Raw genomic sequence first — 26,338 nt, forward strand, 5'->3', positions numbered from 1 at the left:
GGCGACCTGCGCGACGTACCGGCGCGCACCCTCCTGGGTTTGCGACGCATAGGCGTGGAGATCGCCTTCCGACCAATCACAATAGCTCATGCCGCCCGCCGCTATCACTCCCGCGCCCGGCTTGCGATAGCGATCGAGCGTTTCGCCACCGGAACGGATTTGCCGCGCCGCGCTTATAGCGGGATGGACGATTGCATCATCATCGGCGCCGGGCCTGCAGGCCTCACCGCGGCGATCTATCTCGCGCGGTTCCACCTTTCGATCCGGCTGTTCGACTGCGGCAGCAGCCGCGCCGCTTTGATCCCCTGCACGCACAACCACGCCGGCTATCCCGAGGGGATCCGCGGCACCGATCTGCTCGCGCGGATGCTCGCGCAGGCGGAGACCTACGGCGCGGTGCGTGAGGGCGCGCGCGTCGACGCGATCGAGGTCGATGACGACGGCTTCACCGTCCGCCTGGGCGACCGCCGCGCCCGCGCGCGGAGCGTCCTGCTCGCGACCGGCGTGGTGAACAACCGCCCCGCCATGCCCGATGCGGTCCACGACAAAGCGCTCGAGGCCGGCCTGTTCCGCTATTGCCCGATCTGCGACGGCTATGAGGTGACCGACAAGCGTGTCGGCGTGATCGGCACTGGCGACCACGGCATGCGCGAGGCGCTGTTCCTGCGCGGCTACACTAAGGACGTGACCCTGATCGCGCCAGACGGTGGCCACGATCTCGATCCTGCGTGCGAGGCGGCGCTGGACGACGCGGGCATCGTCCGGGTCGGCGGCCCCTGCGGCAACTATGCGATCGAAGCCGACCGGTTCGCGCTCGACACGGTCGAGGGGCGGATGGCGTTCGACAGCGTCTATCCGGCGTTAGGCTCGGTGATCCGGTCGGAACTCGCCGTCGCTGCCGGCGCACGCGCGACGGACGAAGGGTGCCTAGAGGTCGACGATCATCAGCGCACGTCGATTCCCGGGCTGTTCGCGGCGGGCGATGTCGTCAAGGGGCTCGACCAGATCAGCCACGCGATGGGCGAAGCCGGGGTGGCCGCCACGACGATCCGCAACATGCTGTCGGAACAGCGCCCGATCCGGCGCTAACGTCATGTGTGCCCGCGAAGGCGGGGACCCAGACTGGGCTCCCGCCTTCGCGGGAGAACAAGACGTTACGAGGGCCCTATTCGGTAGCGAAGGACGCCTCGACCACGAGCCGTTCCGAATCCCATTCGGGCACCGCCTCGACGCGCATCGGCACCATGAACCGCTTGCCGGGCTTTTCGTCCACGGCAGACCGCTCGATCTCGATGACATCGCCCGCGCCGAAATTGTCGATCGCAACGACGCGCCCGATCACGTCGCCATCGGTCGAGACGACGGCGAGCCCGATCAGGTCTGTATGATAATATTCGCCGTCATCGAGCGGCGGCAACGACGATCGCGGCACGGTCAGTTCGGTCCCGCGAATCGCCTCGGCGGCATTGCGATCGGCCACCTCGGCGAAGCGTGCGATCGTGCCGTTGTTGCCGGCACGCGTGGACTTCAACGTCAGCGCGCCATCGTTAAAGCTCTTATACGCTGCGAAATTCTCGGCAAAGACCTTCAGCCGCACCTCGCCGCCGATGCCGTGCGCGCCGATCACGACGGCGAGCGTGACCTTATCCCTGCGCGGAGCCCGTGTCGGGTCCGGGGCTGTCGTCGGCGCCTTCTGCGGGGTCTTCGGCGGAGACGCCTTCATTGCTGGCATCTTCGATGTCCTCGGGTGCGGGGGCTGTTCTTGGATCTGGATCGGGGGTCATCATGCGCTCCTTGTGGGTGACAGACCGACAAAGAACGCATGAGCCGCCATTCGGGTGCGGGCATCGCCGCCCCCAGTCCGTCATCCTGGGCTCGACCCAGGATCCAGAGCCTAGGATGTTGCCGTCCCTGGCTCTGGATCCCAGCCTTCGCTGGGATGACGAGGAAGTCGATCTTACGAAGCGGCTTCTTCGGTCTCGGCAGCAGGTGCCTCTGCGTCGGCAGCAGGTGCCGCCTTTGCAGCCGCTTCGGCCTCGGCAGCTTCAGCCGCCTTGGTCGCACGCTCTTCAGCGCGCTCGGTGGCCTTCTCGCCGGGCTTGCCCTTGTTCGGGTTGTTGCGCGCCGAACGCTCGAGAACGCCTGCGGCATCGAGGAAGCGAGCGACACGGTCGGTCGGCTGCGCGCCGACGCTCAGCCAATGCTTCGCGCGGTCGGCGTCGAGCTGCACGCGCTGCTCGTTATCCTTGGCGAGGAGCGGGTTGTAGTTGCCGATCTTCTCGATGAAGCGGCCGTCACGCGGGCTGCGCGCGTCGGCGACGACGATCTTGTAATAGGGACGCTTCTTGGAGCCACCGCGCGCGAGGCGAATGTTGATTGCCATGATATTTTCCTTCTGGATCTAAACGTCACCCCAGCGAAAGCTGGGGTCTTTGGGTTGGTAGGTTCCGCACTCTCACCGGGAGATCCCAACATTCGCTGGGATGACGGCGGGGCGCGGAGGGTTATTTCTTCTTCAGAAAATCGTCGAAGCCCGCGGGCAGCTGCGGCATCTTGCCGCCCAGGCCCGGCAGGCCGCCCCCGGAATTACCCCCCGGAAGCCCGCCTGTGCCGGCCTTGTTGAGCATGTCGCCCATCTGCGGCCCGCCGATCGCGTTACCGATGCCGCCAAGACCGCCGCCCATGCCGCCCTTACCGAGCATCGCCATCATGCCCTTCATGCCGCCCATCTTCTTGATCTTCTTCATGGCAGTCGACATTTCGAGGTGCATCTTGAGCAGCTTGTTGACCTCCTGCACCGTGGTGCCGGAGCCCTTGGCGATGCGGATCTTGCGCTTGGCGTTGATCAGCTCGGGCTTGTTGCGCTCCTTGATCGTCATCGATCCGATCATCGCGTCCATATGGACGAGGACCTTCTCGCCGCCGACCGAGGCGACCGCGCCCTGCGCCTTCTTCATGCCGGGGATCATCCCCGCCAGCGCGCCGAGCCCGCCCATCCGCTGCATCTGCGCGAGCTGGGCACGCAGGTCGTTCATGTCGAACTGACCCTTGGCCATCTTGGCGGCCATCCGCTCGGCGTCTTCGACCTGGATCGACTCCGCCGCGCGCTCGACCAGGCTGACCACGTCGCCCATGCCGAGGATCCGACCGGCGACGCGCTCGGGATGGAACGCCTCGAGCGCATCGAGCTTCTCGCCCGTGCCCGCAAACTTGATCGGCTTGCCCGTGACCGCACGCATCGACAGCGCCGCACCACCGCGCGCATCGCCATCCATACGGGTCAGCACGATACCCGTCAGTGGCACCTGATCGGAGAAGTTCTGCGCGACGTTGACCGCGTCCTGACCGGTCAGCGAATCGACGACGAGCAGGATTTCGGCCGGCTTGGCGACATCCGCGACCGCCTTCATCTCGTCCATCAGCGCCTGGTCGACATGGAGTCGACCCGCGGTGTCGAGCATCAGGACGTCATAGCCCTGCAGCTTGGCCGCCTGCATCGCGCGCCGTGCGATATCGACCGGCTGCTGGCCAGCCACGATCGGCAGCGTCGAAACGTCGATCTGCGTACCGAGCGTTGCCAGCTGTTCCTGCGCGTTCGGGCGATTGACGTCGAGCGACGCCATCAGCACCTTCTTGCGCTCGCGCCCGTTGCCGCCGATCGCCGATTGCCCCGCCGCAAGCCGCTTGGCGATCTTCGCGGTGGTGGTCGTCTTGCCCGAGCCCTGAAGCCCGACCATCATGATGACCGCGGGCGGCGTGACGCCGAGTTCGAGTTCGGAGGCTTCGGCGCCGAGCATCTCGACGAGCGCGTCGCTGACGATCTTGACGACCTGCTGCCCCGGCGTGACCGAGCGCAGCACGTTCTGGCCAACGGCCTTCTCGGTCGCCTTCTCGACGAAGTCGCGCGCGACGGGCAGCGCGACGTCGGCCTCGAGCAGCGCGACGCGCACCTCGCGCATCGCTGCGCGCACGTCCGCTTCGGTCAGCGCACCCCGGCCGCGAAGGCGGTCGAAGACGCCGCCAAGTCGATCGCTCAGGCTTTCGAACATCGAAATACTCCAATACACCGTCACCAAACGCAAAAGCGCCGGCGGGCGAAACCTCGCCGGCCAGCGTGCATCCTTGGATGCTCGTCTTATGCGTCCCGTGACGGAACGTGGAACGCCCGATACGCGACCGCGCCGCTCGATGCAAGATGGCGCCCGCCGGACAGTTGCGCACGACGCTCCGCACCGCGGCTAAACCGGCTCTTAACGGGTCCTACACATTTCGCGCGCAGATGTGATGTAGATCATAAGCGCAAAGGCCCGTCATCGCATGACAGCATCGCCGGCGGCTCCCCGCCTGCCCCGCAACATCAGCCGTGAGTTCGTCACGGGTGCCGTGACGGGCGCGGCTGCGTTGTTGCTGGTCGGTACCGGCGGCGCGGTTCTGCTCGACGCGATCGCGCATGTGACGGGTGACGGGACGGGAATCGACCACCGGCTGATCGTCGCGATGCTGCTGAACGTCGCGCTCATTCTCTTCGGGGTCCTGCGCTATCGTGCATTATCGGTCGAATTGAACGAAGTCGCCGATGCGGGGATGCGGGATCGGATCCTCGCGCAGCGCGATCCGCTTACGGGGTTTCTCAACCGGCGCAGTCTGTCGGAAGACGGTGCGACCTTGTTCGGGAGCGCGCGTCGCCGCGGCAAGGCGGTCGCGATGCTGATGATCGACATCGACCTCTTCAAGGGCGTCAACGATCTGCACGGCTATGCGATCGGTGACCTGCTGCTCATCCATGTCGCGGAGACGATCGCCGCGATCGTTCCGGGGTCCAGCCTGCTCGCGCGACTCGGCGCGGATGAATTTGCCTGCGCCTTCATCTTCGACCCCTCGCATCAGGAAGTCGCCGACCGCATCGCCGAGCGCCTCGTCGCCGGCCTCGCCACGCCGTTTCGCGCCAACGGGATCGAAATCCATACCAGCGCCTCGATCGGCGTGGCGCGATCTGACGCGGATTGCGCCTCGATCGACGCGCTGCTCCGTACCGCGGACATCGCGCTGCACGCCGCGCGGACGAACGGCCGCAACCGCCATGCATGGTTCAGCCCGTCAATGGAGCGCACGCTCCAGCTTCGCGGCGAACTCGAGACGGGCCTGCGCCATGCGATTCCGGCGCAGCAGATCATCCCCTGCTTCGAACAGCAGGTCGATCTCGCAACGGGGCGTGTCACGGGGTTCGAGGTGCTTGCGCGGTGGGAACATCCTACCCGCGGCACGATCACCCCCGACGTCTTCATCCCGATCGCCGAAGAGATCGGCGCGATCGGCGACCTCTCGCTGTCGATCATGCGGCAGGCATTCACGGCGGCGCGCGATTGGGATGCGGCGCTGACATTGTCGGTCAACATCTCGCCGCTCCAGCTTCGCGACGCGTGGCTCGCACAGAAGATCATCAAGACTCTCGTCGAGACGGGCTTCCCCGCAAGCCGGCTGGAAATCGAGATCACCGAGAGCGCGCTGTTCGACAACCTGCCGCTCGCGCAATCGATCGTCGGAAGTCTGAAGAACCAGGGCATCCGCCTCGCGCTCGATGATTTCGGGACGGGCTATTCGAGCCTCGCGCATCTGCGCGCGCTGCCGTTCGACCGGATCAAGATCGACAAGAGCTTCGTCGCCTCGATCCTCGAAAACCCCGAGAGCATGGCGATCGTCAACACGATCGCGCGGCTCGGCGACAGCCTCAACCTGCCGACCACCGCGGAAGGAATCGAGGACGCCGCGGTCGAGGAACGCCTCTGTGCGATCGGATGTGCCAAGGGTCAGGGCTATCTCTACGGCCGCCCCCTCAACGCCGCGCAGGTCCGCCGGATGCTCGCCGAAAAGCGCCTTCTCGCGCACCAGCCCGACAGCGAGTTCCCGGCACTGCGCGATTCGTCGCCCCGCCTCGCAAGCTGACCGACCGGCCGACAGGCCCGCGCCTGCACGGTCTATCCGCGCGAAAGAGATTGCGTGGACTTCGCGCAACGTCGCTTATAGATCGCACCCATGCCATCCGCCCCCCTGCCTCAGGCTGCGCCAGAGGCCGGTCCCGACGTCGTCAGTCTGGGTTGCCGCCTCAATATCGCCGAAAGCGAAACGATCCGCGCACTCGTCGCGGGGCGGGACATGGTCGTCGTCAACAGCTGCGCGGTCACCAACGCGGCGGTGAAGGCGACCCGCGTCGCGATCCGGCGCGCCCGCCGCGACCGTCCATCGGCGCAGATCGTCGTCACGGGCTGCGCAGCGCAGATCGATCCCGCCAGCTTCGCCGCAATGTCCGAGGTCGACCGGGTAATCGGCAACGCGGACAAGCTGTTGCCGTCTGCCTGGCAGAGCGAGGCGGCGGTCCTGGTCTCCGACGTCATGACGGTTCGCGAGACCGCACCGCATCTCGCCGCGAGCTTTTCCGCCCACGCCCGTGCGTTCGTCGAGGTCCAGAACGGATGTGACCACCGGTGCACCTTCTGCGCGATCCCTTTCGGCCGCGGCGCGAGCCGTTCGGTCCCCGCCGGCGCGGTCGTCGATCGCATCGCGGGCTTGGTCGACGCCGGGCACAGCGAGATCGTCCTGACGGGCGTCGACCTCACCAGCTACGGCCCCGACCTGCCGGGCGCCCCCACGCTCGGTCACCTCGTCGAGCGGATCCTCACGCACGTACCCGCATTGCGGCGGCTGCGGCTGTCGTCGCTCGACGGGATCGAGATCGACGACCGGCTCTTTGCCGTGCTGACGGGGGACGCGCGGATCATGCCGCACGTCCATCTGTCGCTGCAGGCCGGGGATGACATGATCCTCAAGCGCATGAAGCGCCGCCATTCGCGCGCCGAAAGCGTCGATCTGGTCCAGCGACTCAAGGCGGCACGTCCGGATATCGCGATCGGCGCCGACCTGATCGCGGGCTTCCCGACCGAAGACGACGCGATGTTCGCGAACACGCTCGCGCTGATCGACGATTGCATGATCGTCCACCCGCACATCTTCCCCTATTCGCCCCGCGCCGGCACGCCCGCTGCACGCATGCCCCAGGTCGAGCCCGGCATCCGCCGCCAGCGCGCGACGCTGTTGCGCGAGGCGGGTGAGGCTGCACGGGCGAAGTGGTTGCGCGGACTGGTCGGCACCACGCAGGACCTGCTTGTCGAGCGACCCGGCGACCGCGGCCATATCGGTAACTTTGCCGAAGTCGTGCTGGACGAAACCGCGATACCGGGCGAAATCGTCCGCGTCAGAATCACCGGCGCAACGGGCGACCGCCTGAGCGCAACACGGGACAACACATGAGCACCACCCCCACCTGGCACGACAAGCTGCTCGGCGGCTTCAAGCGCACGTCCGACCGGCTCGTCGGCAATCTCGCCGGCCTTGGCGGCGCACGCCTCGACGACGCGACGCTCGACGATATCGAGGAGGCGCTGATCGCCTCCGATCTCGGCCCTGAAACCGCGGGCCGGATCCGTCACCGGCTGTCCGAAGGCAGCTTCGAGCGAAACATGGAGGAACTCGGCATCCGCGTCATCGTCGCGGAAGAGGTCGAGAAGGTCCTTGCGACCGTCGCCAAGCCGATCGAGATCGACGCGTTTCCACGTCCGCAGGTCATTCTCGTGATCGGCGTCAACGGCTCGGGCAAGACCACGACGATCGCCAAGCTCGCGCATCTGTTGATGGAGCAGGATTACGGCGTGATGCTGGCCGCGGGCGACACGTTCCGCGCCGCCGCGATCGGCCAGCTCCGTACCTGGGCCGAGCGCGTCGGCGTGCCGATCGTCACTGGCCCGGAGGGCGGCGACGCGGCGGGCGTGGTGTGGGACGCGGTGAAAAAAGCGACCGAGACGGGGATCGACGTGCTGATCGTCGACACCGCAGGCCGTCTCCAGAACAAGCGCGAACTGATGGACGAGCTGGCCAAGATCCGCCGCGTGCTCGGCCGCATCAACCCCGAGAGCCCGCACGACATCGTCCTCGTGCTCGACGCGACCACCGGCCAGAACGCGCTCCAGCAGATCGAGGTGTTCAAGGAGGTCGCGGGCGTGACCGGGCTCGTGATGACCAAGCTCGACGGCACCGCACGTGGCGGCGTGCTGGTCGCGGCGGCCGAGAAATACGGCCTCCCCATCCACGCGATCGGCATCGGCGAGGGGATGACCGACCTCCGGCCGTTCGATGCGAACGAGGTCAGCCGGATCATCGCGGGCGTGGAGAGCGTTCGGAAGTAACACGCCGTCCGGGGGGGGGGGTACCCTCCGTTCGTCCTGCGCGACGTCAACGACCGGCCAGCTTGTGGCAATGTCGTTCGACTATGGTCGGGGCGAACCGGATTTCACCGCATTTCTTGGAAGACACAGTGACCAAATCCCCCCTGCCCCCCGGTCTTCGCATGGCGATCGACTATGGCCCGCTCGCGATCTTCTTTGCGGTGAACTCGCTTACCCCGGGCGCACCGATCGCGCGCGTCGTCGCCGCGACGACCGCGTTCATCATCGCCACGATCGTCGCGATGATCGTCTCCAAGGTGAAGTCGGGCCACATCTCGCCGATGCTGTGGATGTCTGGCGCGCTGATCGTCGTGTTCGGCGGACTGACGATCTATTTTCACGACCAGCGCTTCATCCAGATGAAGCCGACGATCATCTACGCGATGTTCGCCGCCATCCTGACGTTCGGGCTCGTCACCGGCCGCCCGCTGCTCCAGTCGCTACTCGGCACGGCGTATCCGGGACTGTCCGCGGACGGCTGGCGCAAGCTCACGCGTAACTGGGCGGTGTTCTTCGTGTTCATGGCGGTGCTCAACGAAGCGGTCTGGCGCAACAGCACATGGGATTTCTGGGTCGGCTTCAAGCTCTGGGGCGCGATCCCGCTGACGCTGATCTTCGCGTTCGCCAATATTCCGATGCTGTTGAAGCATGGACTGCAAACGGGCGACAAGGCCGTCACCGACCTGCCGCCCGAAGGGTAATGAAAAACCCGTCATCGCAGCAACGCTGCAATCTCCCCGTGTCAGACGTCACGACTGCCACGGGGATACCCCGGCTTTCGCCGGGGTGACGGTTCAAGCGTCAGTTCAGCCCGCGACCTTCGCGTAGCGCTCGCCGACCACGTCCCAGTTCACGATGTCCCACCACGCCTTCAGATAGCCCGGACGATCGTTCTTGTACGTCAGGTAATAGGCGTGCTCCCACACATCGTTACCCAGAAGCGGCGTGCCCGGCTCCTTGGCGTCGTCCATCAGCGGGTTGTCCTGGTTCGGCGTGCTCGTCACCTTCAACTTGCCGCTGTCATCGGCGATCAGCCATGCCCAGCCCGACCCGAACTGGCCCGCGCCCTTGGTGTTGAACTCGTCCTTGAGCTTGTCGAGGCCCCCAAAGTCACGATCGATCGCCTCTGCCAGCTTGCCCGACGGGGCCTGACCAGCCTTGGGCGCCATCGTCTTCCAGAAGAAGTCATGGTTCCAGAAGCCGCCGCCGTTGTTGCGAACGAGCGGCGGTTGCGACGAGATCATCCCGAGAATGTCCTCGATCGACTTGCCCGCCAGCGCGGAGTCCTTCTCGACACCTTCATTCAGCTTCGCAGTATAGGCCGCATGATGCTTATCGTGGTGAAACTTCATCGTCTCCTGATCGATCACCGGCTCGAGCGCGTCATAGGCGTAAGGCAGCGGCGGTAGTTCGAAAGCCATCGGAAGTCTCCTTGGTGAATGGGTTGGACGTTTAACGCCCGCCCGCCCCAAATGGTCCGCGCAAAGTCGTTCCGCAAGCGTCCCGACCACCCTGCGCGGTGATAGCGAGGGTGCAGGCATCACAAGATGGTTGCGGGTCAGCCGCCGGCGTTCAGCAGGTCGTGGCGCTTCAACGCATGTCGCAACTGGTCATAGGACAGCCCGAGCGCTTCCGCCGTCGCCCGCTGGTTGAAGCGATGTTCGGACAATGCCTTGGCGAGGAGATCCCGCTCGAACCGCGAGACGCGCGACTTGAAATCGGACGGCCCTTCTTCACACGCGACGACGGGATCATCCTCGTCGATCGCCGGCACGTCGGGCTGCCGGGCGGGCGGTGCGGCCGGGACAATGGCCTGAGGCCGAGGCGCCTGCCCCGCACCGGGGCGGTGCGGCGACTGGAACGGGTCGATCTCGATCTCGTCGATCGGACCCGCTTGCTCCCACCGATAGACCGCGCGCTCGACGACGTTGCGCAGTTCGCGGACATTGCCCGGCCAGCGGTACGCGACCAGCGCGTCCATCGCGGCAGGCCCGAACCCTTCCCAGCGATCACGTCCGAGTTCGGACGCCATCCGCCGCCCGAAATGCTCGGCAAGCACCACCACGTCGCCGCTCCGTGCGCGCAAGGGCGGCAGTGTCACCACCTCGAACGACAGCCGATCGAGAAGGTCGGCGCGAAACTCATGGCGATCGACCTTGTCGGGCAGATGCTCGTTGGTCGCGGCAACGATGCGTACGTCGACACGCCGTGGCCGCGACGATCCGATCCGCGTGATCTCGCCATATTCGACCGCGCGCAGCAGCCGGTCCTGCGCCGCCATCGACAACGTCCCCAACTCGTCGAGGAACAGCGTGCCGCCATCGGCCTCCTCGAACCGCCCGACGCGCGCCTTGGTCGCGCCCGTGAACGCCCCCGCCTCGTGCCCGAACAACTCGGCCTCGATCAGCGACTCGGGCAGTGCCGCACAGTTCATGATCACCAGCGGCTGATCCCAGCGCGGCGACAGGCGGTGCAGTCGCTCTGCGACCAGTTCCTTGCCCGTTCCCCGCTCGCCGATGACCAGCACGGGGCGGTCGAGTGCGGCCGCACGCGATGCGCGTTCCAGCGCCCCCATGAAGGTGCTCGATTCCCCGATGACCTGCGTTGTTCGCTCCATGACGAAGATGTGGCGCGATTTACCAACTCTTCGCAAGCACCTGATCGATATCGATCTGAAGGAAATCGCTAAGTACCGGTTTTTCCACCTTTTTCAAAACTGGCACGACTGATGCAAAGCTTGAGACAATCCGCACACAGGCGGAACATCGCACCATCAGGGAGTTCCATCATGTTCAAGACCGACATCATCCGCACCGTTGCCGCCGCACTCTGCACCATCGTCTTCAGCGCGACCTGCGTGCTGGGCGCAGTCGCACCGGCGCATCAAGCGAACGCGGTCGCGGCACACACCGCAATCGTGGCATAAGTGCCCGACGGCTCGACCAGAGCCTCGGGCCGATCCCTGGAGTAGGATTTACATGGGCATTTTTTCCCGCACTCGCGACATCGTCGCTGCCAACTTCGCCGATCTCATCGAGAAGGCCGAAGATCCGTCGAAGATGATCCGCATGATCATCCTCGAGATGGAGGAAACGCTGGTCGAGGTGCGCGCTTCCGCGGCGCGGACGATCGCCGATCAGAAGGAAATGCGGCGTCATATCTCGAAGCTCGAGCAGCTCCAGGACAACTGGACTGAGAAGGCCGAACTCGCGCTCAGCAAGGATCGCGAAGACCTTGCCAAGGCCGCGCTGGTCGAACGGCAGAAGGCGTTCGACATGGCCGATCAGCTGAAAGCGGAGATCGTCGTTCTCGACGATGCACTGCGCGCGTCGGAAGAGGACATCGCCAAGCTGCAGACCAAGCTGCGCGAAGCCCGCACCAAGCAGAACGCGGTGCAGACCCGACTGGAGAGCGCGAACAACCGGACGCGGCTCCGCGAGATGTACAACGGCCCGAAGACGCACGAGGCCTTCAGCCGCTTCGACATCCTCGATCGCCGCGTCGACGAGGCCGAGGGCCGCGCGGATGCGATGGGGCTCGGGGTGGTCAAGACGCTGGAGGAGGAGATCGCCGAACTGCGCAGCAACGACAAGGTCGATGCCCAGCTCGCCGCCCTCAAGGCGCGCCTGAAGAAGGAAGACTGAGATGGAAGACGTCGTTGTACCGCTGATCGCGATCACCTCGATCTTCATCGGTCTGCCCTGGGTCATCCTGCATTACATTACCAAATGGAAGCAGGCGCCACGGATCACCGAAGAGGATGAGCGCCTGCTCGACGAGCTGCAGATGCTCGCCCGCCGCCTCGAGGACCGGGTGATGACCGTCGAACGGATCATCGCCGCCGACAACCCCGACTGGAAGCCCGGGATCACCAGCCAGACCCATTCGCCCTATCAGATCGACCGCGACGAGATGAAGCGCGACCTCGATCAATCGTTCAACCGGAGGAACTGAAATGTCCGCCAGCCGCACCAAGTTCTACCTCGACAAGCAGAACGCCAAGTACAAGGGCGTTTGCGCCGGGATCGCCGACTATACAGGGGTCGATGTCCTCTGGGTCCGTGTCGCGATGGTCCTGCTGACGTTCGCCGGAGGGTTCCCCTGGACGCTGATCGCCTATTGGCTGGTCGCATGGATGGGCGAGGCCAAGCCGTACGGGCTGTACGAGACGCCGGACGACGCGAAGTTCTGGCAGGGCGTGCGATCCAACCCGAAGCGCTCGACCGCCGAGGTCCGCAGCAAGTTCCGCGATATCGACCGCCGCCTCGCCGACATCGAGACGCACTATACCAGCCGCTCGAGCAACAGCCTCGCAGCAGAGATCGACAGCCTGCGCTGAGACGCGGGCGGGGTTGAGGGAGACGAACAATGAGTTGGGGTGGACCGGGCTTCGTCATCGCGATCATCGCGATCTCGACGGTGGGATGGGTGATCAACAATTGGATCCGGGCAAAGCATGGCTATGCGCTGGAAGACGAATGGAGCGGCAAGACGCACCGTGGCGATCCCGATGGCGAGCGCAAGGTACAGCTGCTCAGCACCGAGAACGAGCGGCTGACCGGCCAGGTCTCGCGGCTCGAGGAACGGATCGCCGTCCTCGAACGCATCGCCACTGACCCCGCCGAGCGTACCGCCCGCGAGATCGAAGCACTCCGCAACCGTTGAAGGGTACGAAGATGAACGGGTTCACGATCTTCATGCTCGCGATCATCTGCGTCGGCCTGCCGGTCACGCTCGGGATCGGCAGCGAGATGTTCAAGCGCTGGTTGAAGCACAAGGAAACGATGTCGACCGCGCTGACGGCGCAGACCGCGGAAAAGGCGGCGCAATATGCCGCCCACACCGAACGCCTCGAACAGCGCGTCCGGGTGCTCGAACGGATCGTGACCGATCGCGGCATCGCCCTATCCAGCGAAATCGATCTGCTCCGCGACGAGCGGCCTCTCAACTAGACGCGTAAGCAGGAGAAATCCGATGAATCCCTTTACGATGGTCGTCTGCATCGTCCTGATCGTGGCGGTTTCGAAAGTCCTCAGGGCGAAATACCGGGCGCAGGGCTCGCTGATCAACCCGGCGGACACCGCCGACACGCTGCGGCTGCGCGAGGAAGTCAGCCAGATGAAACAACGCATCCAGGTGCTGGAGCGCGTGATCACCGACAATCACAAGAGCGTCGACCTCGATCGGGAGATCGAGCGGCTTCGCGACCGCTAGGAGGAGGCGGACATGACCGAACCTAACATCTACATCACGCTGGCCCTGACGAGCCTCGCGGGACTTGCGATGATCGTCGCGGCAGGGCTTGCCGGCTGGCGGGGTTGGCTTTCGCTCCGGCGGATGGAACTCGACCATGCGCACGACACCGGAATGCCCGTCGCGGTATCGACCGGCGCGCGGATCGAGATCGCCGACCTGAAAGAGCGTATCAAGAAGCTCGAGGCGATTGCCGCCGGGGTGGATCTGTAGGACGCTCACCCCGTCGCGCCTCGGCGGCTGCCCGATCGGCCACCCGGGCGATTGCGTCAGACGCGAGTTTACGATGGTTGCGGCCGACATGACGCCGGGGTACCGCAGCGCAATGCCCGACCTTTCCGCTATCCATGAGGAATATGACTTCCTCGAACCCGACGATCGCTACCGTCTGCTGATCGATCTCGGGCGCGATCTCGAACCCATGCCGGATGCGCTGAAGACCGATGCGACTCTGGTTCGCGGATGTTCGGCCTCCGTGTGGGTGTACCCGACCAAGACCGACGATGGCCGCCTCCACTTCCTTGCGGACTCGAACGCGGCGATTACCAAGGGGATCATCGCACTGGTCCTCCAGACCGTCCAGGATCAGGCCCCTGCGACGATCGTCGCGACCGACATCGGCGACGCGCTCGCACCGTTCGACCTGAGCAAGCAGCTCAGCTCGAACCGGACGCAGGGCATCCCGAACATGATCGCGCTGATCCGCGAAACGGCCGAGCGTTACGCCGCCTAGCGCAATGCCTCGGCCGGCGGCGGATCGTCGACTTCAATCCTGCGCAAGCATCGCCACGACTTCGCGCGGTTCGGTCCCGGCCGGCACCAGCATCCAGTGCCCCGGCCGCGCGCCGTCGATCATCACGACAGCGTTTTTGGGGCAGACCCCCAGGCACTTGACCTCGACGACGCCGCGATCGGCCTTGCGCCCCTTCTTAACCCCGAATGCGGTCCGCAACAGCTTGGCAAGCGACGTCCGGCGCTTGTCGCCGAACCCGCCGTCGAGCTTCTTCGAACATTTGCCGCACACGAGCACGCTGCCCTGCCAGCGGCTCGCGAGCACGCGGATCACACCGGCTTCCACGTCCGTGCATCCTCGGCCGCGCGCAGCACCTCGTACGCCGCCTGCACCCCCTGGAACCGCGTCGCGGCATCCTTGTCGCCGGGCCGAACATCGGGATGGTTGGCCTTCGCCATCCGCCGCCACGCCGCGCGGACGTCCTCGAACGTCGCATCGGGCTCGAGCTGCAGCACTTCCAGCGCGCGCATCTCGTCGCGCGACCGGCTGCCGTCACCCGATCCTGCCCAGGCATAATGTTTGGGGTCGGCATATCCGTCCGCCGTCCGCGTTTCCGCCGCCTCGCGCTCGGCGGCTTCCTCCGCGCTCAAGCCTTCGAAATAATTCCACCCGCGATTATACTCGCCTGCATGCTCCATGCAGAAATACCAGCGATCGGGGCTGTTCGGCGATTTCGGCGCGGGACAATTGCCGGGCTCGTTGCAACCATGCCGGTCGCACAGCCGCACCGTCGTCGCCTCGCTGCTCGAGCCATAGCCCCGCCACCGCGGAAAGCCCCAGTCGGACGTACGTGTCGTGCTTCGCGCCATAGCGGCCCGAGATAGGCGTCTGCGCCGACAACGCAACCACGCCCGTCCGCAATCTTGCCCTGCATCATCTACGGTCCAGCCACTTGACGCTTGAGTTGGCGTACCTTCATCGCGTATCAAGATGAACATTTTGTCATCTGGCATGGGATGAAGCGTCCATTCCGGTCGCATCCCGGCTGACACCATAGCGACTGGAACACCGGTGACGTCACTCATCCCGAAGCTAACGACCTGGCGGGCAGATCTTCCGGCCTCGATCGTCGTCGCGCTCGTCGCATTGCCGCTGTGCCTCGGCGTTGCGCTTGCGTCAGGCGCACCCTTGTTCGCAGGGCTCATCTCGGGGATCGTCGGCGGTATCGCCGTCGGCCTCTTCTCGAAATCGCCGCTTTCGGTCAGCGGCCCCGCGGCGGGCCTGACGGTGATCGTGCTCGCCGCGATCGAGAGCATGCCGAGCTATCAGATGTTCCTGCTCGCGGTCGTGCTCTCAGGTGTGCTCCAGCTCGCCTTCTCGCTGACCCGCGCCGGGATCCTCAGCGAATTCGTCCCCTCGTCGGTGATCACCGGCATGCTGGCGGCGATCGGCCTGATCCTCATCCTCAAGCAGATCCCGCATGCCGTCGGCTTTGACCGCGAGGCGGAGGGGATCTTCGAATTCAGTACCGCCAACGGCGCGAACACCTTCACGCGCATTCTCGACAGCCTGTCGGCGAGCACCACCCCCGGCGCGATCCTGATCGCCGGCATCAGCCTCGCCTTCCTGTTCTGGTGGGACGGCGCGAAGCCCAAGACCGGGCCACTGCGGTTCGTCCCGGGCCCGCTCGTCGTCGTGCTGATCGGCGTGATCGGCAACGTGCTCCTCGGCGCCCTCAAGCCTGAGTGGCAATTGCAGGCCACGCATCTCGTGCAGGTGCCCATCACGCAGCGGCTTTCCGAATTTCCGTCGCTCTTCACGCTGCCCGACTTCTCCGGGATCGGCCTCGGCATCGTCTGGACCACCGCGATCACGCTCGCGATCGTCGCCAGCCTCGAGTCGCTGCTGAGCGTCAAGGCCGTCGACGAGATCGACCCGCGGCGCCGCTCGACCGACAAGAACTGGGAATTGCTGGCGCAAGGCGGCGGCAACATCATCTCCGGCATGATCGGCGGGCTTCCCGTCACATCGGTGATCGTCCGGTCGTCGGCCAATGTCGACGCGAAGGCCGAGAGCAAGCTGTCGACGATGCTCCACGGCTTCTGGCTGCTGATCAGCGTGGCGTTGATCCCTGCCGTGCTGAACCTCATCCCGTTGTCGGCGCTGGCCGCGGTGCTGATCGCGACGGGCTACAAGCTGACCAAGCCGAAGCTCTTCATCGAGCGCTACAAGCAGGGATGGACGCAGTTCATTCCGTTCGTCGTCACCGTCGTCGCGATCCTGTTCACCGACCTGCTCGAGGGCATCATCATCGGCATCGTCGTCGGCTTCGTGTTCGTGATCGCGCGGAACTTTCGTACGGCCATCACCTTCGCCTGCGATGGCGACGACTGCCTCGTCCGCGCGCGCCGCAACCTGTACTTCATCCACAAATATGAACTGCAGAAGTCGCTCGACCGCGTGCCCGACAACACGCAGGTGCTGATCGACCTGTCCTCGACCAGCTATGTCGATCTCGACAATATCGACATCATCAACGCGTTCATCAAAGGCGCGGTCTATCGCGGCATCACGGTCAGCTTGCGCGGGGACATCGCCGGCAAGCGCGCCGCGCTGATCAACGCGCCATCGAGCGAGGTTCTTTACACATGAGACGCTACAAACAGCTCCTGCTCGCCAACAAGGCATGGGTCGCCGAGCTCACGGACGAGAACCCCGAATTCTTCAGCCGGCAGACGCTCGGCCAGCGCCCCGAGTTTCTCTGGATCGGCTGTTCGGACAGTCGCGTCAGCCCCGAACAGATGACGATGACCCAGCCGGGCGGGATGTTCATCCACCGCAACATCGCCAATCTCGTGAACGAACACGACCTGAACCTGATGTCGGTGCTGCAATATGCGGTCGACGTGCTGAAGGTGAAGCACGTGATCGTCTGCGGCCATCATGGCTGCGGCGGCATCAAGGGCGCGTTTCACGGCGGGACGGAAGGCCCGGTCAACGAGTGGCTCGATACCGCGCGTCAGGTGCTCGATGATCACCGCGACGAAATCGACGCGCAGCCCGACGCGGAGGCGAAGGTGAACCGTTTCGTCGAGGTCAACGTGCGCGACCAGCTGGTTCGCCTTGCCCGGACCAAGACGGTGCAGGACGCGTTCGCCAGCGGCCAGGAACTCGCGCTTCACGGATGGGTCTACGACATGCGCGACGGCCATATCAAACCGCTGATGGAGATCGCGTCGGATACGGTGCTCGACGAGATCGGCCGTCCGGCCAAGGTCCTCGTCTAACGGCGCCGCTGTCGCTCCGACCGGGCGACGGCGGCCCTGCCCCACGCCGCTGGCCGGGGCAATGCGGGAAACGGTGCCAGAGGGTCTGTAAGCCGGGTTCTGTCCATTCCCGATCCTTCGATACGGAAGTTAGGCGACCATTCCTCTAGGACGACGGTTGCCCGTCGCCTCAAGCAATCAACCCGGGTGACGAGCTGAAACGAAGCCCATGCGCCACCCCTATTCGATCTTGCTCCCGGTGGGGTTTGCCGTGCCGCCCCTGTTACCAGGCGCGCGGTGCGCTCTTACCGCACCCTTTCACTCTGACCGCCCCGGCTTGCGCCGAGGGTTGGCCGTCTGCTCTCTGTGGCACTGTCCCTGGGGTCGCCCCCGCCGGGCGTTACCCGGCACCGTCGTTTCGCGGAGCCCGGACTTTCCTCGCGGATGCCATTACAACACCCCCGCGGCCGCCCGACCCTCTGGCGCGACGATCCCTAATCGTCACCCATCGGTTTGGGAAGCAGCAAAGCGAGCAGGATGCAGCGGCATTCGGCATCGATCTCGCCATCGACCAGTTCGGGTCGGAAACGCCGCTGGAACGCCATGATCGCCGCCATCCGGTTTTCGACATCATAGCCGAAGCGTTCGAGCGCAAGGCAGAAGCCCGCCTCGGTCCAGCCCGGATCCATCAGGTTCTTCGTCGGCCGCGGCAAGGCGAGGCGGCGGCGCGCGAGTTCATGCCACGGGAACAGCTCGCCGGGGTCGCGCTTGCGCGTCGGCGCGATGTCCGAATGGCCGACGATGTTGCCGCGCGTAATCTCGTGCCGGTCCTTGATCGCCGCGACGAGTGGAAGCAACGCGGCGATCTGCTCGGCGGGAAACGGGCGATAGCCGAATTCATGGCCCGGATTGACGATCTCGATGCCGATGCTCGCCGAATTCACGTCGTCGATGTCGCGCCAGTGCGAGCGCCCCGCATGCCAGGCGCGCTTGTCCTCGGCCACCATCCGCAACACGGTGCCGTCCTCGTCGATCAGATAATGCGACGAGACCTTGGCGTCGGGATCGCGCAACCGGGCGATCGCCGACGGGCCGTCCTGCATCCCGGTATAGTGCAGCACGATCATGCTGATAGGCAGCGTGCGATCGTCGAAATTCGGTGACGGCGTCTCGATGATCGTCAAGCGAGCTTCCCCTCCAGCCATGGCAAGCGGGCAGCATGCAGCCCGCTTGCGTCGGCAATAGCGTCAACCGATCGCCGGCGTAATAGCGGAAAAGCCATCCGCCACCACCGGATGCGAGCCAGGCGACGCTGGCACTGGTCCGGCTCAGGCGGCAGCGCGACCGGCGGTCAGCGTGGTCGACCCGGGGGGCGGCGTCTCGTAGAACCCGCGAAAGCGCTTGCTCGGCTCGAACGCCGACGTCTGGCCGATCACCGTCTCGCCCGCCCCCATGACGAGCAGCCCGCCCGGACGCAACGCCCGCGCGATCGTCGCGAACACGCATCGTTTCGTATCGGCGGCAAGGTACAACAGGACGTTGCGGCACAGCACGACATCGAACTGCCCCGACGGCGCCGGATCCGCGACGAGGTTGAGGCGCCGAAACGTCACCATCTTGACCAGCTCCGGCTTGGCGACCCAGTCGCTGCCATCGCCGTCGAACCACCGCATCATCCGCCGGATCGGCAGGCCGCGCTGGATCTCGAACTGCGTGAACCGCCCGGCACGCGCGCGCGCGATCGCCGCTGCAGAGACATCGGTCGCGACGATCTCGGGTATCGGCGCGCCGGTCTGCTCGTGACGCTCGGCGAACAGCATCGCCAGCGACAGCGGCTCCTGACCCGTCGCGCAGCCCGCGCTCCAGATACGGACCGCGCGCCCCTTCGCCTCCGCGTCGGCGATCGCCTCGACGAGCGATTCGAACACCAGCGCATCGCGGTAGAACGAGGTCTCCTGGTTGAGCAGCGCATCGACGATGCGGTCGCCGATGACCCGGTCGCTGCCCTCGAGCAGCTGCGTGACGAGCTGGTCGAGCGTGTCGAGCTTGCGATCGCGCAGCAACGGTTTCAACGCGGTGTCGAGCCGCCACGAGCGATAGGCCGAGATCTGCTGGCCGGTACGCGCTTCGAGCAGCGCGGTGAGGACGTTGGTCGCAATCTGCGACACCGGGCTTGCCTCGGATCGGCTGGCGGGTGGTCCGGACATCATGGCCGACGCCGCATCGCGACGAGGCGGCCGATCGCATCGGGCGCAAGGACGGCGTCGGCGAGTCCCGCAGCGACCACGGCACCCGGCATACCCCAGACTACCGAGCTCGCCTGATCCTGCGCGAGGATACAGCCGCCCGCATCGCGAACATGTTGCGCCCCCTCCGCCCCATCGCGCCCCATGCCGCTCAGCATGATCGCGAGCGCGCGCGAACCAAACACCTCTGCGACCGATCGCAGCATCGGATCCACCGAAGGCAGGCATCCATTCGCAACCGGCTCGTGCAGCAGCCGGATCGCCGCGCCGCTGCCGGGCAGCGTGACGCACCGCAGATGCGCGTCGCCGGGGGCGACGATCAATCGGCCGGGACGGATGCGCAGGCGATCCGTCGCCACGTCGCATGGCCGCCCCGACAACACCGCCAGCTGCGCCGCGAAATAGGGCATGAACGATGCGGGCAGATGCTGGGTGATCAGGATCGGCAGGCGGAACGATACCGGCAAGGCGCGCAGGAGCGCGCTGAGTGCGTGGATCCCCCCCGTCGACGCACCGATCGCGACAATGTCATAGTCATCCGACGATCCGGGGCGCTCGGTCGGCTCATTGGTGCTCGTCGCGAGGCGAGGGCTGACGCCCGACCGGCTCGTCGGTCGCAGCGACAGCGGCGGGGGCGTGTCGGCGATCGTTTCGGACAAGCGTTCGAGCGTCTCGACCAGTGCGCTGGCGAACCGTCCCGACATCCCCGTCGCGCCGGGCTTGACCAGCGTTTCGGCCGCGCCCAGCGCGAGCGCCTGGACCGCGGCGACGCCGCCCTCGGTCGCGGACGACGATACGATCACGACCTTGGCCCCGGCACCCGCCTCGATCAGGTCGGGCAAGGCGGTGAGGCCGTCGACGCCGGGCATCTCGATATCGAGCAGGATGAAATCCACGCTCGCGCCGCTGAGGAACTGCAGCGCGGCCGCGGCATTGGCGACGGCGCCGACCACAGAAAACTGTTCGCTCGCGTCGACCAGCCGCGCCATCACCGCGCGGGCCACGACCGAGTCATCGACGATCAGGACTCGCGACGCCCGGTCCACCGGCGCCTTGAGCACAGGCGTGAAGGGCAGCGAAACGGCCACGGCGTCGCCTCCCCGATCAGGCCATGCCGACGATTTGCAGCTTGGACTCGAGCGTATCGCGATCGAAGGGCTTCATCACATATTCGTCGGCACCCGCCTCGATTGCGGCGCGGATATACGCCATGCCGTTCTCCGTCGTGCAGAACACCACCTTCGGCCGATGGCTCAGATCGCTCAGCCGCAGCGCACGCAGGAAATCCATCCCGCTCATCACGGGCATGTTCCAGTCGAGCAGAATCACGTCGGGCACGGACGCCATGCACGCTTCGAGCGCCTCGCGACCGTCACAGGCCTCGCTGACGGTAAAGTTGAGCGTCTCGAGGATATGGCGTGCGACCTTGCGGATCACCTTAGAATCATCGACGACAAGACAGGTCTTCATGGAAAGCCTTCCAGGGGTGATCGTGACGCCAGTCTTAGCCGGCAAAGCGTAAGGACGGGGTTAAGGCGCCCGGGCGTCAGGCGGCGGATTGCAGCGCGGACACCGGCAGGATCGTCGCGAGGTCGAGCACCAGCAACGGCTCGCCATCCCGTTCGACGAGCCCGGTCGCGGCACTTGCCCAGCCATGGTTGAGCGCGAGCCCGGACGACAATGGCAGGCGTTCGAACGGCGCGACGTCCTCGAGCGAATCGACCAGGATCGCGTAATGATGGCCATCGACCTGCGTGATGACCGCGCGTCGTGCCGCGTCGGGCGTCGGCGCGAGACCCAGTGCCGTGCCGGTGTCGATCACCGTCACCACCCGGCTGCGCAAGGCGGCGAGCCCGCGCACCGACGGTTCGGCGAGCGGGACCGCGACGACATCACCGATATCGACGACCAATGCGACCTGGTCGGCAGGAATCGCGACGCCGCGCCCCGCGATATGCGCGATCAGAAACAGTTCCATCAGCCCCGTCCCCCGATCGCGGTCGTGGTTGGCCATGCCATGCGGACCGGCGGCACCACCGGGTCCGCCATCATCCGCCGCGCGATCTCCTCGATCAGCGCGGGCCGGTCATAGCGATAGATGCTGCCGTCGTCGGCACCCGCGCCAGTACGATTGCGCCGCAGCGTGACGACCGGCGCGACGCGCGGCTCGATCGATGCATCGTCCATCGCCAGCACGATTGCCGCCGTCTCGTCGACGCCGAGCCTGGTCACGCAGCGATACCCCGACGCCTCGAGCGCGGGCGTGAGGAAGGTTTCCATCCATCCGCTGCCGTCGCTGTGCAGCAGGCATACCGGCCGCGACGCGGGTCGCACGGGCTCGCTCGCGAACAGCGCATAGGGGTCGACGACCTCGACCTGTTCGCCCGCGATCATCACGACACCCGCGATCGGCCCGGTCCCGCGCGCCGGCGCGATGTGGGCCGGCAGCGTCACGATCTCGATCGCCTCGGCAATCGCATAGGCCATCTCGCTGTCGCCATCGGTCAGCCGCAAGACCGCGACCTCGGTCCGGTCAGCCAGATCGCCGACCATATGCAGCGGAATGATCGCCTCGCCGACCGCCAGCCGCATCGCACCCGCGCTCCAGCAGATCGATGCGGTCGGAACCGGCTCGACCCGGTCGATGACGGCAAGCGCAAGGACCCGGCGATGGCCGTCGAGATCCTCGAACAGCAATGCCGCAATCCCTGGCGCGACATCCTCCGCATCGACCGTATCGGCGATCGTGATGGGCGCGAACCGCAATCCGGCCGCCGCGGCGATCCCCGCCCCGTCGAGCAGCAGCATCGGCAGCCCACTGTCGGGCAGCGTCTGCCCCGCATAGACGCCCGTCGCCATCACCTGCGGCGACGCCGGCTTGACGACGAGTTCCTCGGTGTCGAGCACGTCGTCGACGCCCAGCGCATAATCGCCTTCGCGCGTCGACACGATCACCAGCGTTGACGGGTCGCCGATGCCGAGCCCGAACAGCGCGCCGAGCGAGACCAGCGGCATCCGACGGCCACGCACCGATACGGCGACCGCATCGCCGATCGCATCGATCCGCACCTGGTCGCCGCGTACCTTGACGATCTCCTCGATCGACTGCCGCGCGAGCGCGAACCGCTGCGTGCCGACGCCGACGATGATCGTCGACAGGATCGACAGCGTCAGGGGAACGTGGATGACGATCCGCAGCCCCTTGCCCGGCTGGTTGGTCAGCGCGATCCGGCCGCCGGTCTGCTCGATGTTCGCGCGCACCACGTCCATGCCGACCCCGCGACCCGATATCGCGGTGACCGCGTCGCGGCTCGACAATCCGGCTTCGAAGATCAGGTCGAGCCTTGCCGCATCGTCCATCGCGGCGATCTGGGCATCGGTCCGCAACCTGTGTTCGCGCGCCTTTGCGACGATGCGCTCGACGTCGATACCGCGCCCGTCGTCTTCGATCTCGACGAGGATCTGGTTCCCCGCCTGCCGTGCAGACACCAGCAGCCGCCCGCTGGCCGGCTTGCCCGCCGCCAGCCGATCCGCCGGCGTTTCGATCCCGTGATCGACCGAGTTGCGGATGATGTGCGCGAGCGGATCGCGGATCAGCTCGATCATCTCGCGGTCGAGTTCGACGTCCGATCCCTCGATCGTCAGGCTGACCGTCTTGCCGAGCTCGGCCGCCGTGTCGCGGACCATGCGTGGCAACGCCGAGAAGAGTGCCTCGATCTTCTGCATGCGCGTCCGCGTCACCGTGTCGCGCATGTCCGCGACCGTCAGCGACAGCCGCTCGAGTGCCGCCTCGACATGCGGGTCCCCCTCGGTATCGCGCAGGCGGCGTGCCAGTTCGTTGCGCGCGAGCACCATGTCCGACATGCCGCTCATCATCCGGTCGAGCAGATCGACGTTGAGCCGCACGCTGCGGCTCGCAGTGCGGACGGCGACATGCGCGGAATGCGTCGCGGGGGCGGCGTCGGGCGCCAGTGCGGCAATCAGCAGGTCCTCGCTCGAATCGTCGAGCGCCATCCCGCCGTCGATCGCCTCGACGAGGTCGCCGATCCGATCGACGATCGCCAGCACCGCGTCGACCAGCGCAGTATCGGGAACGCGCTTGCCCTCGCGGACCGCCATGAGCACGTCCTCCGCCGCATGGCTGAGCCGTCCCAGCCGCGGCAGGTCGAGAAAGCCGCAGCTTCCCTTGACGGTGTGCACGAACCGGAAGATCGCATCGAGCCTCGCGCGGTCGTCGGGCGCGGCTTCCCACGCCACGATCTCGCCCGAAAGCGCCTCGAGCGTCTCGCGCGTCTCTGCAATGAAGTCTTGTAGCAGATCGTCCATGAGGGCCCCGAAACGCGTTGTCGGGACCGTCATGCCGTACAGGGGTTAAGGCGCCGTTAGGATCGTGCCGCTCCGGCGCCGGACCGCGCGCCCCTCACCTAGCGGGCGTTGAACACCGCGCCGAAGATCATGACGCCTTCGTCGGGCTCGAACACCTGCATGCTGCCCCCCGATTCGGTAACGAGCGCATGCACCATATAGGCGGCGGCGGCGCGCGGCGTGACCTCGTCGCTCCCCTGCCCTTCGATCAGCGTGCGGCGGATCTCCGGGTCGAGCACGAGCCGTGCGCCCTCGACCTTGACCACGATCTCGAGATGCCCGGCATTGTCCTCGCCGCCAATCTCCATGCGGCCACCGCGCACCAGCGACTCGCTTGCGATCAGCACGAGGTTGAGCAGGACCTTGATCGCCGCCTTCGGCATCGTCGGCACCTCGACGACCCAGTCGAGCTCGATCCGCTTGTTCTCGCCGATCAGCCCCTCGATCGCCGCACGCGCCTCGCGCGTGGCGACCTCTTCGCCAAATCCGCCCGCGGCTCCGAAGGCCAGACGGAAGAATTTCAGCTTGCTTGCCGATACCCGCGCGCTGTCCGCGAGCAATTCCATGCACCGCGCACGCATCGTGGGATCGGTTTCGTCCGCCAGCAACTCGAGCCCGTTGTTCAACGCCCCGATCGGCGACAACAGGTCGTGGCACAGTCGCGAACACAGCAGGCTGGCAAAGTCGACCGGGCTGACAGTCATCGAAATCCTCTCGTGATATCACGCTGTTCTGGCGCGCATGGCCGAAGCTGGCAAGGCCGATAACCCGGTCGATCCCGCGCATGTCCGGGTCAGTTCATGACGATATCGACCTCGACGAAGCACCCCGGCTCGTCCGACCGCCACGCACGCGACGATCCACCGCCTATAATGACCCAGACGGCGGCGTCCCCCATCGCCTGCGCGGCATCGCGGGCGGAGGGGACCGCCAAGCCCGAGGGGTGCGAATGATAGTGACCCACGACTGCCGGACCGCCCGCACGTGACCGCCGGTGCGCCGCGATCAGCGCCTTCGGGGCGATCTCGAACGTGCGCGCCGGATCTGCGGCGACGTTCTCGCATGCCTCGACCGCGTCTATCCTGTCGCGCGTGCCGAACAGCAGTCCACAGACCTCCGCATCGGGTGACGCGCCGGCATGACGAAGCAATTGCTGCAGCATGCTGCTTGAAATCGTTACGCTCATCGCCACATCGCTACCGCATGGACCGGGGGGTTTCCACGATTGAAGCGCGCATCGCGGACACGGCTCATGGCTGGCGGCTTGACCGCGCGCTCGCCGATGCGGTCCCGACGCTGTCGCGCGAGCGGCTCAAGACGCTGATCGCAGCGGGTGCGGTATCGCATGACGGGCAGCCATGGCGCGAGACATCGAAAAAGACCGCCGCCGGTCAGCTCTTCGCGATCGCCGTCCCCGCCCCCACGCCGCTCCACAACGAGGCGCAGGCGATCCCGCTGGTCATCGCCTATGAGGACGACGATCTCATCGTGATCGACAAGCAGGCGGGACTGGTCGTCCACCCCGCGGCGGGCAATTTCGACGGTACGCTCGTCAACGCGCTGCTGCATCACTGTGCGGGCAATCTGTCGGGGATCGGCGGCGTTGCGCGGCCGGGCATCGTCCACCGCATCGACAAGGATACCTCGGGACTGATGGTCGCGGCGAAGACCGATCGCGCGCATGAGGGCCTGGCACGACAGTTCCACGACCACAGCATCGATCGACGCTATCGTGCGATCGTCGGCGGGACCCCGCGTCCTGCCGCGGGGACGATCGACGCACCGCTCGCGCGCAGCCCGCAGAACCGCAAGAAGATCGCGATCGTCCAGGGCGGCAAGCGCGCGGTGACTCACTTCACGACGCTGCAGCCGCTGCGCGATGCCGCGCTCGTCGAATGCCGGCTGGAGACCGGACGCACGCATCAGGTCCGCGTCCATATGGCGTCGATCGGCCACGCCTTGCTCGGCGACCCTGTTTACGCTAAGGTAAAGTCCACTCACAAGACAGTGATCGAAACGCTCGGTTTCCGGCGCCAGGCCTTGCACGCGGCCTATCTCGGGTTCATCCATCCGGTGAATAATACCGCTTTGGCGTTTGAAAGCAGGATGCCTGCAGACATGCAGGAACTGTTCAGTCAGCTTCACGTATAGATAGTGGGCCTGCCGCAGTGCGGTATAGGCTCGTAGAAAGGGAAGACG

At 66.0% G+C, this 26,338-nt stretch carries 33 protein-coding genes and 1 other RNA gene; 18 read left to right on the top strand and 16 right to left on the bottom strand.

The window, feature by feature from the left end; genetic code table 11:
- Positions 1-183 precede the first annotated feature (183 nt).
- Positions 184-1,089, top strand: coding sequence for an NAD(P)/FAD-dependent oxidoreductase (locus tag ASE72_RS01155; RefSeq protein ID WP_056015635.1), 906 nt, complete (start codon positions 184-186; stop codon positions 1,087-1,089).
- A gap of 76 nt (positions 1,090-1,165) precedes the next feature.
- On the opposite strand, the gene rimM is transcribed toward ASE72_RS01155, so the two are convergent.
- From rimM to ffh, 3 genes are all read right to left on the bottom strand, one after another.
- Complete coding sequence (gene rimM, locus ASE72_RS01160; protein WP_082445715.1) at positions 1,166-1,723, bottom strand: ribosome maturation factor RimM; 558 nt, start codon at positions 1,721-1,723, stop codon at positions 1,166-1,168.
- Between the two features lie 234 nt (positions 1,724-1,957).
- Positions 1,958-2,383 (bottom strand): 30S ribosomal protein S16, encoded by a 426-nt coding sequence (gene rpsP, locus ASE72_RS01165; RefSeq protein WP_031396325.1) that lies wholly within the window; start codon positions 2,381-2,383, stop codon positions 1,958-1,960.
- A gap of 121 nt (positions 2,384-2,504) precedes the next feature.
- A complete protein-coding gene (ffh, locus tag ASE72_RS01170) occupies positions 2,505-4,049 on the bottom strand; it encodes a signal recognition particle protein (RefSeq protein ID WP_056015637.1) in 1,545 nt (514 codons plus the stop codon).
- 268 nt (positions 4,050-4,317) lie between these two features.
- Between ffh and ASE72_RS01175 the strand changes: the two genes are divergently transcribed.
- From ASE72_RS01175 to ASE72_RS01190, 4 genes are all read left to right on the top strand, one after another.
- The gene (locus ASE72_RS01175; protein WP_056015639.1) at positions 4,318-5,943 is read left to right on the top strand and encodes a putative bifunctional diguanylate cyclase/phosphodiesterase; all 1,626 of its coding nucleotides are present in this window, start codon (positions 4,318-4,320) and stop codon (positions 5,941-5,943) included.
- 90 nt (positions 5,944-6,033) lie between these two features.
- A complete protein-coding gene (mtaB, locus tag ASE72_RS01180; RefSeq protein ID WP_056015640.1) occupies positions 6,034-7,305 on the top strand; it encodes a tRNA (N(6)-L-threonylcarbamoyladenosine(37)-C(2))-methylthiotransferase MtaB in 1,272 nt (423 codons plus the stop codon).
- Entirely contained in the window at positions 7,302-8,237 is a 936-nt protein-coding gene (gene ftsY, locus ASE72_RS01185; protein WP_056015644.1) for a signal recognition particle-docking protein FtsY, read from the top strand. Before mtaB ends, ftsY begins: the two co-directional genes overlap by 4 nt.
- Before the next feature lie 128 nt (positions 8,238-8,365).
- Positions 8,366-8,977 (top strand): septation protein A, encoded by a 612-nt coding sequence (locus tag ASE72_RS01190; RefSeq protein ID WP_268795866.1) that lies wholly within the window; start codon positions 8,366-8,368, stop codon positions 8,975-8,977.
- Between the two features lie 105 nt (positions 8,978-9,082).
- Here ASE72_RS01190 and ASE72_RS01195 read toward each other — a convergent pair whose 3' ends face one another.
- Both ASE72_RS01195 and pspF read right to left on the bottom strand, forming a co-directional pair.
- The gene (locus tag ASE72_RS01195; RefSeq protein WP_056015650.1) at positions 9,083-9,697 is read right to left on the bottom strand and encodes a superoxide dismutase; all 615 of its coding nucleotides are present in this window, start codon (positions 9,695-9,697) and stop codon (positions 9,083-9,085) included.
- Positions 9,698-9,834: 137 nt separating this feature from the next.
- A complete protein-coding gene (gene pspF / locus ASE72_RS01200; RefSeq protein ID WP_056015652.1) occupies positions 9,835-10,893 on the bottom strand; it encodes a phage shock protein operon transcriptional activator in 1,059 nt (352 codons plus the stop codon).
- On the opposite strand from pspF, the gene ASE72_RS20505 reads away from it, so the two are divergent.
- The 10 genes from ASE72_RS20505 (at position 10,850) to ASE72_RS01240 (ending at position 14,262) form a co-directional block, all read left to right on the top strand.
- Positions 10,850-11,005, top strand: coding sequence for a hypothetical protein (locus ASE72_RS20505; protein ID WP_162235439.1), 156 nt, complete (start codon positions 10,850-10,852; stop codon positions 11,003-11,005). The two genes, pspF and ASE72_RS20505, sit on opposite strands and share 44 nt — an antisense overlap.
- A 59-nt stretch (positions 11,006-11,064) precedes the next feature.
- A complete protein-coding gene (locus ASE72_RS20595) occupies positions 11,065-11,202 on the top strand; it encodes a hypothetical protein (protein WP_200916138.1) in 138 nt (45 codons plus the stop codon).
- Between the two features lie 52 nt (positions 11,203-11,254).
- A complete protein-coding gene (gene pspA / locus ASE72_RS01205) occupies positions 11,255-11,920 on the top strand; it encodes a phage shock protein PspA (RefSeq protein ID WP_056015655.1) in 666 nt (221 codons plus the stop codon).
- Between the two features lies 1 nt (position 11,921).
- The gene (pspB, locus tag ASE72_RS01210) at positions 11,922-12,230 is read left to right on the top strand and encodes an envelope stress response membrane protein PspB (RefSeq protein ID WP_056015658.1); all 309 of its coding nucleotides are present in this window, start codon (positions 11,922-11,924) and stop codon (positions 12,228-12,230) included.
- Position 12,231: 1 nt separating this feature from the next.
- Positions 12,232-12,615, top strand: coding sequence for an envelope stress response membrane protein PspC (pspC, locus tag ASE72_RS01215; RefSeq protein WP_056015661.1), 384 nt, complete (start codon positions 12,232-12,234; stop codon positions 12,613-12,615).
- A 29-nt stretch (positions 12,616-12,644) separates the two neighbouring features.
- On the top strand, positions 12,645-12,941 hold the full coding sequence (locus ASE72_RS01220) for a hypothetical protein (protein WP_056015664.1): 297 nt from the start codon (positions 12,645-12,647) through the stop codon (positions 12,939-12,941).
- Positions 12,942-12,952: 11 nt separating this feature from the next.
- Positions 12,953-13,228: a hypothetical protein gene (locus ASE72_RS01225; protein ID WP_056018633.1), complete on the top strand. Its 276-nt coding sequence runs from the start codon at positions 12,953-12,955 to the stop codon at positions 13,226-13,228.
- 22 nt (positions 13,229-13,250) lie between these two features.
- On the top strand, positions 13,251-13,490 hold the full coding sequence (locus ASE72_RS01230) for a hypothetical protein (protein ID WP_056015667.1): 240 nt from the start codon (positions 13,251-13,253) through the stop codon (positions 13,488-13,490).
- Positions 13,491-13,502: 12 nt separating this feature from the next.
- Positions 13,503-13,742 (top strand): hypothetical protein, encoded by a 240-nt coding sequence (locus ASE72_RS01235; protein ID WP_056015670.1) that lies wholly within the window; start codon positions 13,503-13,505, stop codon positions 13,740-13,742.
- Between the two features lie 112 nt (positions 13,743-13,854).
- The gene (locus ASE72_RS01240; RefSeq protein WP_056018636.1) at positions 13,855-14,262 is read left to right on the top strand and encodes a SufE family protein; all 408 of its coding nucleotides are present in this window, start codon (positions 13,855-13,857) and stop codon (positions 14,260-14,262) included.
- A gap of 33 nt (positions 14,263-14,295) precedes the next feature.
- Here the strand turns inward: ASE72_RS01240 and ASE72_RS01245 are convergent, their stop codons facing one another.
- Positions 14,296-14,607 (bottom strand): (2Fe-2S) ferredoxin domain-containing protein, encoded by a 312-nt coding sequence (locus tag ASE72_RS01245; RefSeq protein WP_235532183.1) that lies wholly within the window; start codon positions 14,605-14,607, stop codon positions 14,296-14,298.
- Positions 14,592-15,131 (bottom strand): J domain-containing protein, encoded by a 540-nt coding sequence (locus ASE72_RS01250; protein ID WP_056015673.1) that lies wholly within the window; start codon positions 15,129-15,131, stop codon positions 14,592-14,594. Before ASE72_RS01250 ends, ASE72_RS01245 begins: the two co-directional genes overlap by 16 nt.
- Before the next feature lie 202 nt (positions 15,132-15,333).
- On the opposite strand from ASE72_RS01250, the gene ASE72_RS01255 reads away from it, so the two are divergent.
- Both ASE72_RS01255 and ASE72_RS01260 read left to right on the top strand, forming a co-directional pair.
- Positions 15,334-16,914, top strand: a complete 1,581-nt coding sequence (locus ASE72_RS01255; protein ID WP_082445717.1) for a SulP family inorganic anion transporter — start codon at positions 15,334-15,336, stop codon at positions 16,912-16,914.
- Positions 16,911-17,549, top strand: coding sequence for a carbonic anhydrase (locus tag ASE72_RS01260; protein ID WP_056015678.1), 639 nt, complete (start codon positions 16,911-16,913; stop codon positions 17,547-17,549). The genes ASE72_RS01255 and ASE72_RS01260 overlap by 4 nt, the downstream gene beginning before the upstream one ends.
- A gap of 72 nt (positions 17,550-17,621) precedes the next feature.
- Here the strand turns inward: ASE72_RS01260 and rnpB are convergent.
- From rnpB to ASE72_RS01300, 9 genes are all read right to left on the bottom strand, one after another.
- Positions 17,622-18,011, bottom strand: an RNA gene (rnpB, locus tag ASE72_RS07790) — RNase P RNA component class A.
- Positions 18,012-18,022: 11 nt separating this feature from the next.
- On the bottom strand, positions 18,023-18,655 hold the full coding sequence (locus ASE72_RS01265) for an N-acetylmuramoyl-L-alanine amidase (RefSeq protein WP_443019355.1): 633 nt from the start codon (positions 18,653-18,655) through the stop codon (positions 18,023-18,025).
- A gap of 201 nt (positions 18,656-18,856) precedes the next feature.
- The gene (locus ASE72_RS01270) at positions 18,857-19,735 is read right to left on the bottom strand and encodes a CheR family methyltransferase (protein WP_082445846.1); all 879 of its coding nucleotides are present in this window, start codon (positions 19,733-19,735) and stop codon (positions 18,857-18,859) included.
- Entirely contained in the window at positions 19,735-20,862 is a 1,128-nt protein-coding gene (gene cheB / locus ASE72_RS01275) for a chemotaxis-specific protein-glutamate methyltransferase CheB (protein ID WP_268795868.1), read from the bottom strand. The genes ASE72_RS01270 and cheB overlap by 1 nt, the downstream gene beginning before the upstream one ends.
- A gap of 16 nt (positions 20,863-20,878) precedes the next feature.
- A complete protein-coding gene (locus tag ASE72_RS01280) occupies positions 20,879-21,244 on the bottom strand; it encodes a response regulator (RefSeq protein ID WP_056015683.1) in 366 nt (121 codons plus the stop codon).
- A 76-nt stretch (positions 21,245-21,320) separates the two neighbouring features.
- A complete protein-coding gene (locus tag ASE72_RS01285) occupies positions 21,321-21,752 on the bottom strand; it encodes a chemotaxis protein CheW (RefSeq protein WP_056018651.1) in 432 nt (143 codons plus the stop codon).
- A complete protein-coding gene (locus ASE72_RS01290) occupies positions 21,752-24,100 on the bottom strand; it encodes a chemotaxis protein CheA (protein ID WP_082445718.1) in 2,349 nt (782 codons plus the stop codon). The genes ASE72_RS01285 and ASE72_RS01290 overlap by 1 nt, the downstream gene beginning before the upstream one ends.
- A 98-nt stretch (positions 24,101-24,198) precedes the next feature.
- A complete protein-coding gene (locus tag ASE72_RS01295) occupies positions 24,199-24,843 on the bottom strand; it encodes a histidine phosphotransferase family protein (RefSeq protein ID WP_056015686.1) in 645 nt (214 codons plus the stop codon).
- An 89-nt stretch (positions 24,844-24,932) separates the two neighbouring features.
- Positions 24,933-25,325: a M67 family metallopeptidase gene (locus ASE72_RS01300; protein ID WP_056018654.1), complete on the bottom strand. Its 393-nt coding sequence runs from the start codon at positions 25,323-25,325 to the stop codon at positions 24,933-24,935.
- A gap of 17 nt (positions 25,326-25,342) precedes the next feature.
- Here ASE72_RS01300 and ASE72_RS01305 point away from each other — a divergent pair, with 17 nt between their 5' ends.
- Positions 25,343-26,290, top strand: a complete 948-nt coding sequence (locus tag ASE72_RS01305) for an RluA family pseudouridine synthase (protein ID WP_056015689.1) — start codon at positions 25,343-25,345, stop codon at positions 26,288-26,290.
- The last annotated feature ends 48 nt before the right edge of the window (positions 26,291-26,338 follow it).

This window comes from Sphingomonas sp. Leaf20 (assembly GCF_001421535.1).
Classification (GTDB): Bacteria; Pseudomonadota; Alphaproteobacteria; order Sphingomonadales; family Sphingomonadaceae; genus Sphingomonas.

What these genes read in the sequence shown, in the direction of transcription:
- ASE72_RS01290 (WP_082445718.1), bottom strand. Translation starts at nt 24,100, where the DNA reads ATGGACGATCTGCTACAAGACTTCATTGCAGAGACGCGCGAGACGCTC.
- rimM (WP_082445715.1), bottom strand. Translation starts at nt 1,723, where the DNA reads ATGAAGGCGTCTCCGCCGAAGACCCCGCAGAAGGCGCCGACGACAGCC.
- ftsY (WP_056015644.1), top strand. Translation starts at nt 7,302, where the DNA reads ATGAGCACCACCCCCACCTGGCACGACAAGCTGCTCGGCGGCTTCAAG.
- pspA (WP_056015655.1), top strand. Translation starts at nt 11,255, where the DNA reads ATGGGCATTTTTTCCCGCACTCGCGACATCGTCGCTGCCAACTTCGCC.
- ASE72_RS01305 (WP_056015689.1), top strand. Translation starts at nt 25,343, where the DNA reads ATGGACCGGGGGGTTTCCACGATTGAAGCGCGCATCGCGGACACGGCT.
- ASE72_RS20595 (WP_200916138.1), top strand. Translation starts at nt 11,065, where the DNA reads ATGTTCAAGACCGACATCATCCGCACCGTTGCCGCCGCACTCTGCACC.
- pspB (WP_056015658.1), top strand. Translation starts at nt 11,922, where the DNA reads ATGGAAGACGTCGTTGTACCGCTGATCGCGATCACCTCGATCTTCATC.
- ASE72_RS01230 (WP_056015667.1), top strand. Translation starts at nt 13,251, where the DNA reads ATGAATCCCTTTACGATGGTCGTCTGCATCGTCCTGATCGTGGCGGTT.
- ASE72_RS01270 (WP_082445846.1), bottom strand. Translation starts at nt 19,735, where the DNA reads ATGTCCGGACCACCCGCCAGCCGATCCGAGGCAAGCCCGGTGTCGCAG.
- ASE72_RS01265 (WP_443019355.1), bottom strand. Translation starts at nt 18,655, where the DNA reads ATGATCGTGCTGCACTATACCGGGATGCAGGACGGCCCGTCGGCGATC.
- pspF (WP_056015652.1), bottom strand. Translation starts at nt 10,893, where the DNA reads ATGGAGCGAACAACGCAGGTCATCGGGGAATCGAGCACCTTCATGGGG.
- ASE72_RS01175 (WP_056015639.1), top strand. Translation starts at nt 4,318, where the DNA reads ATGACAGCATCGCCGGCGGCTCCCCGCCTGCCCCGCAACATCAGCCGT.
- ASE72_RS01260 (WP_056015678.1), top strand. Translation starts at nt 16,911, where the DNA reads ATGAGACGCTACAAACAGCTCCTGCTCGCCAACAAGGCATGGGTCGCC.
- ASE72_RS01235 (WP_056015670.1), top strand. Translation starts at nt 13,503, where the DNA reads ATGACCGAACCTAACATCTACATCACGCTGGCCCTGACGAGCCTCGCG.
- ASE72_RS01295 (WP_056015686.1), bottom strand. Translation starts at nt 24,843, where the DNA reads ATGACTGTCAGCCCGGTCGACTTTGCCAGCCTGCTGTGTTCGCGACTG.
- ASE72_RS01300 (WP_056018654.1), bottom strand. Translation starts at nt 25,325, where the DNA reads ATGAGCGTAACGATTTCAAGCAGCATGCTGCAGCAATTGCTTCGTCAT.
- ASE72_RS01285 (WP_056018651.1), bottom strand. Translation starts at nt 21,752, where the DNA reads ATGGAACTGTTTCTGATCGCGCATATCGCGGGGCGCGGCGTCGCGATT.
- ASE72_RS01195 (WP_056015650.1), bottom strand. Translation starts at nt 9,697, where the DNA reads ATGGCTTTCGAACTACCGCCGCTGCCTTACGCCTATGACGCGCTCGAG.
- ffh (WP_056015637.1), bottom strand. Translation starts at nt 4,049, where the DNA reads ATGTTCGAAAGCCTGAGCGATCGACTTGGCGGCGTCTTCGACCGCCTT.
- ASE72_RS01280 (WP_056015683.1), bottom strand. Translation starts at nt 21,244, where the DNA reads ATGAAGACCTGTCTTGTCGTCGATGATTCTAAGGTGATCCGCAAGGTC.
- pspC (WP_056015661.1), top strand. Translation starts at nt 12,232, where the DNA reads ATGTCCGCCAGCCGCACCAAGTTCTACCTCGACAAGCAGAACGCCAAG.
- ASE72_RS01155 (WP_056015635.1), top strand. Translation starts at nt 184, where the DNA reads ATGGACGATTGCATCATCATCGGCGCCGGGCCTGCAGGCCTCACCGCG.
- ASE72_RS01240 (WP_056018636.1), top strand. Translation starts at nt 13,855, where the DNA reads ATGCCCGACCTTTCCGCTATCCATGAGGAATATGACTTCCTCGAACCC.
- mtaB (WP_056015640.1), top strand. Translation starts at nt 6,034, where the DNA reads ATGCCATCCGCCCCCCTGCCTCAGGCTGCGCCAGAGGCCGGTCCCGAC.
- ASE72_RS01225 (WP_056018633.1), top strand. Translation starts at nt 12,953, where the DNA reads ATGAACGGGTTCACGATCTTCATGCTCGCGATCATCTGCGTCGGCCTG.
- ASE72_RS01250 (WP_056015673.1), bottom strand. Translation starts at nt 15,131, where the DNA reads ATGGCGCGAAGCACGACACGTACGTCCGACTGGGGCTTTCCGCGGTGG.
- ASE72_RS01220 (WP_056015664.1), top strand. Translation starts at nt 12,645, where the DNA reads ATGAGTTGGGGTGGACCGGGCTTCGTCATCGCGATCATCGCGATCTCG.
- rpsP (WP_031396325.1), bottom strand. Translation starts at nt 2,383, where the DNA reads ATGGCAATCAACATTCGCCTCGCGCGCGGTGGCTCCAAGAAGCGTCCC.
- ASE72_RS20505 (WP_162235439.1), top strand. Translation starts at nt 10,850, where the DNA reads ATGAAGGTGCTCGATTCCCCGATGACCTGCGTTGTTCGCTCCATGACG.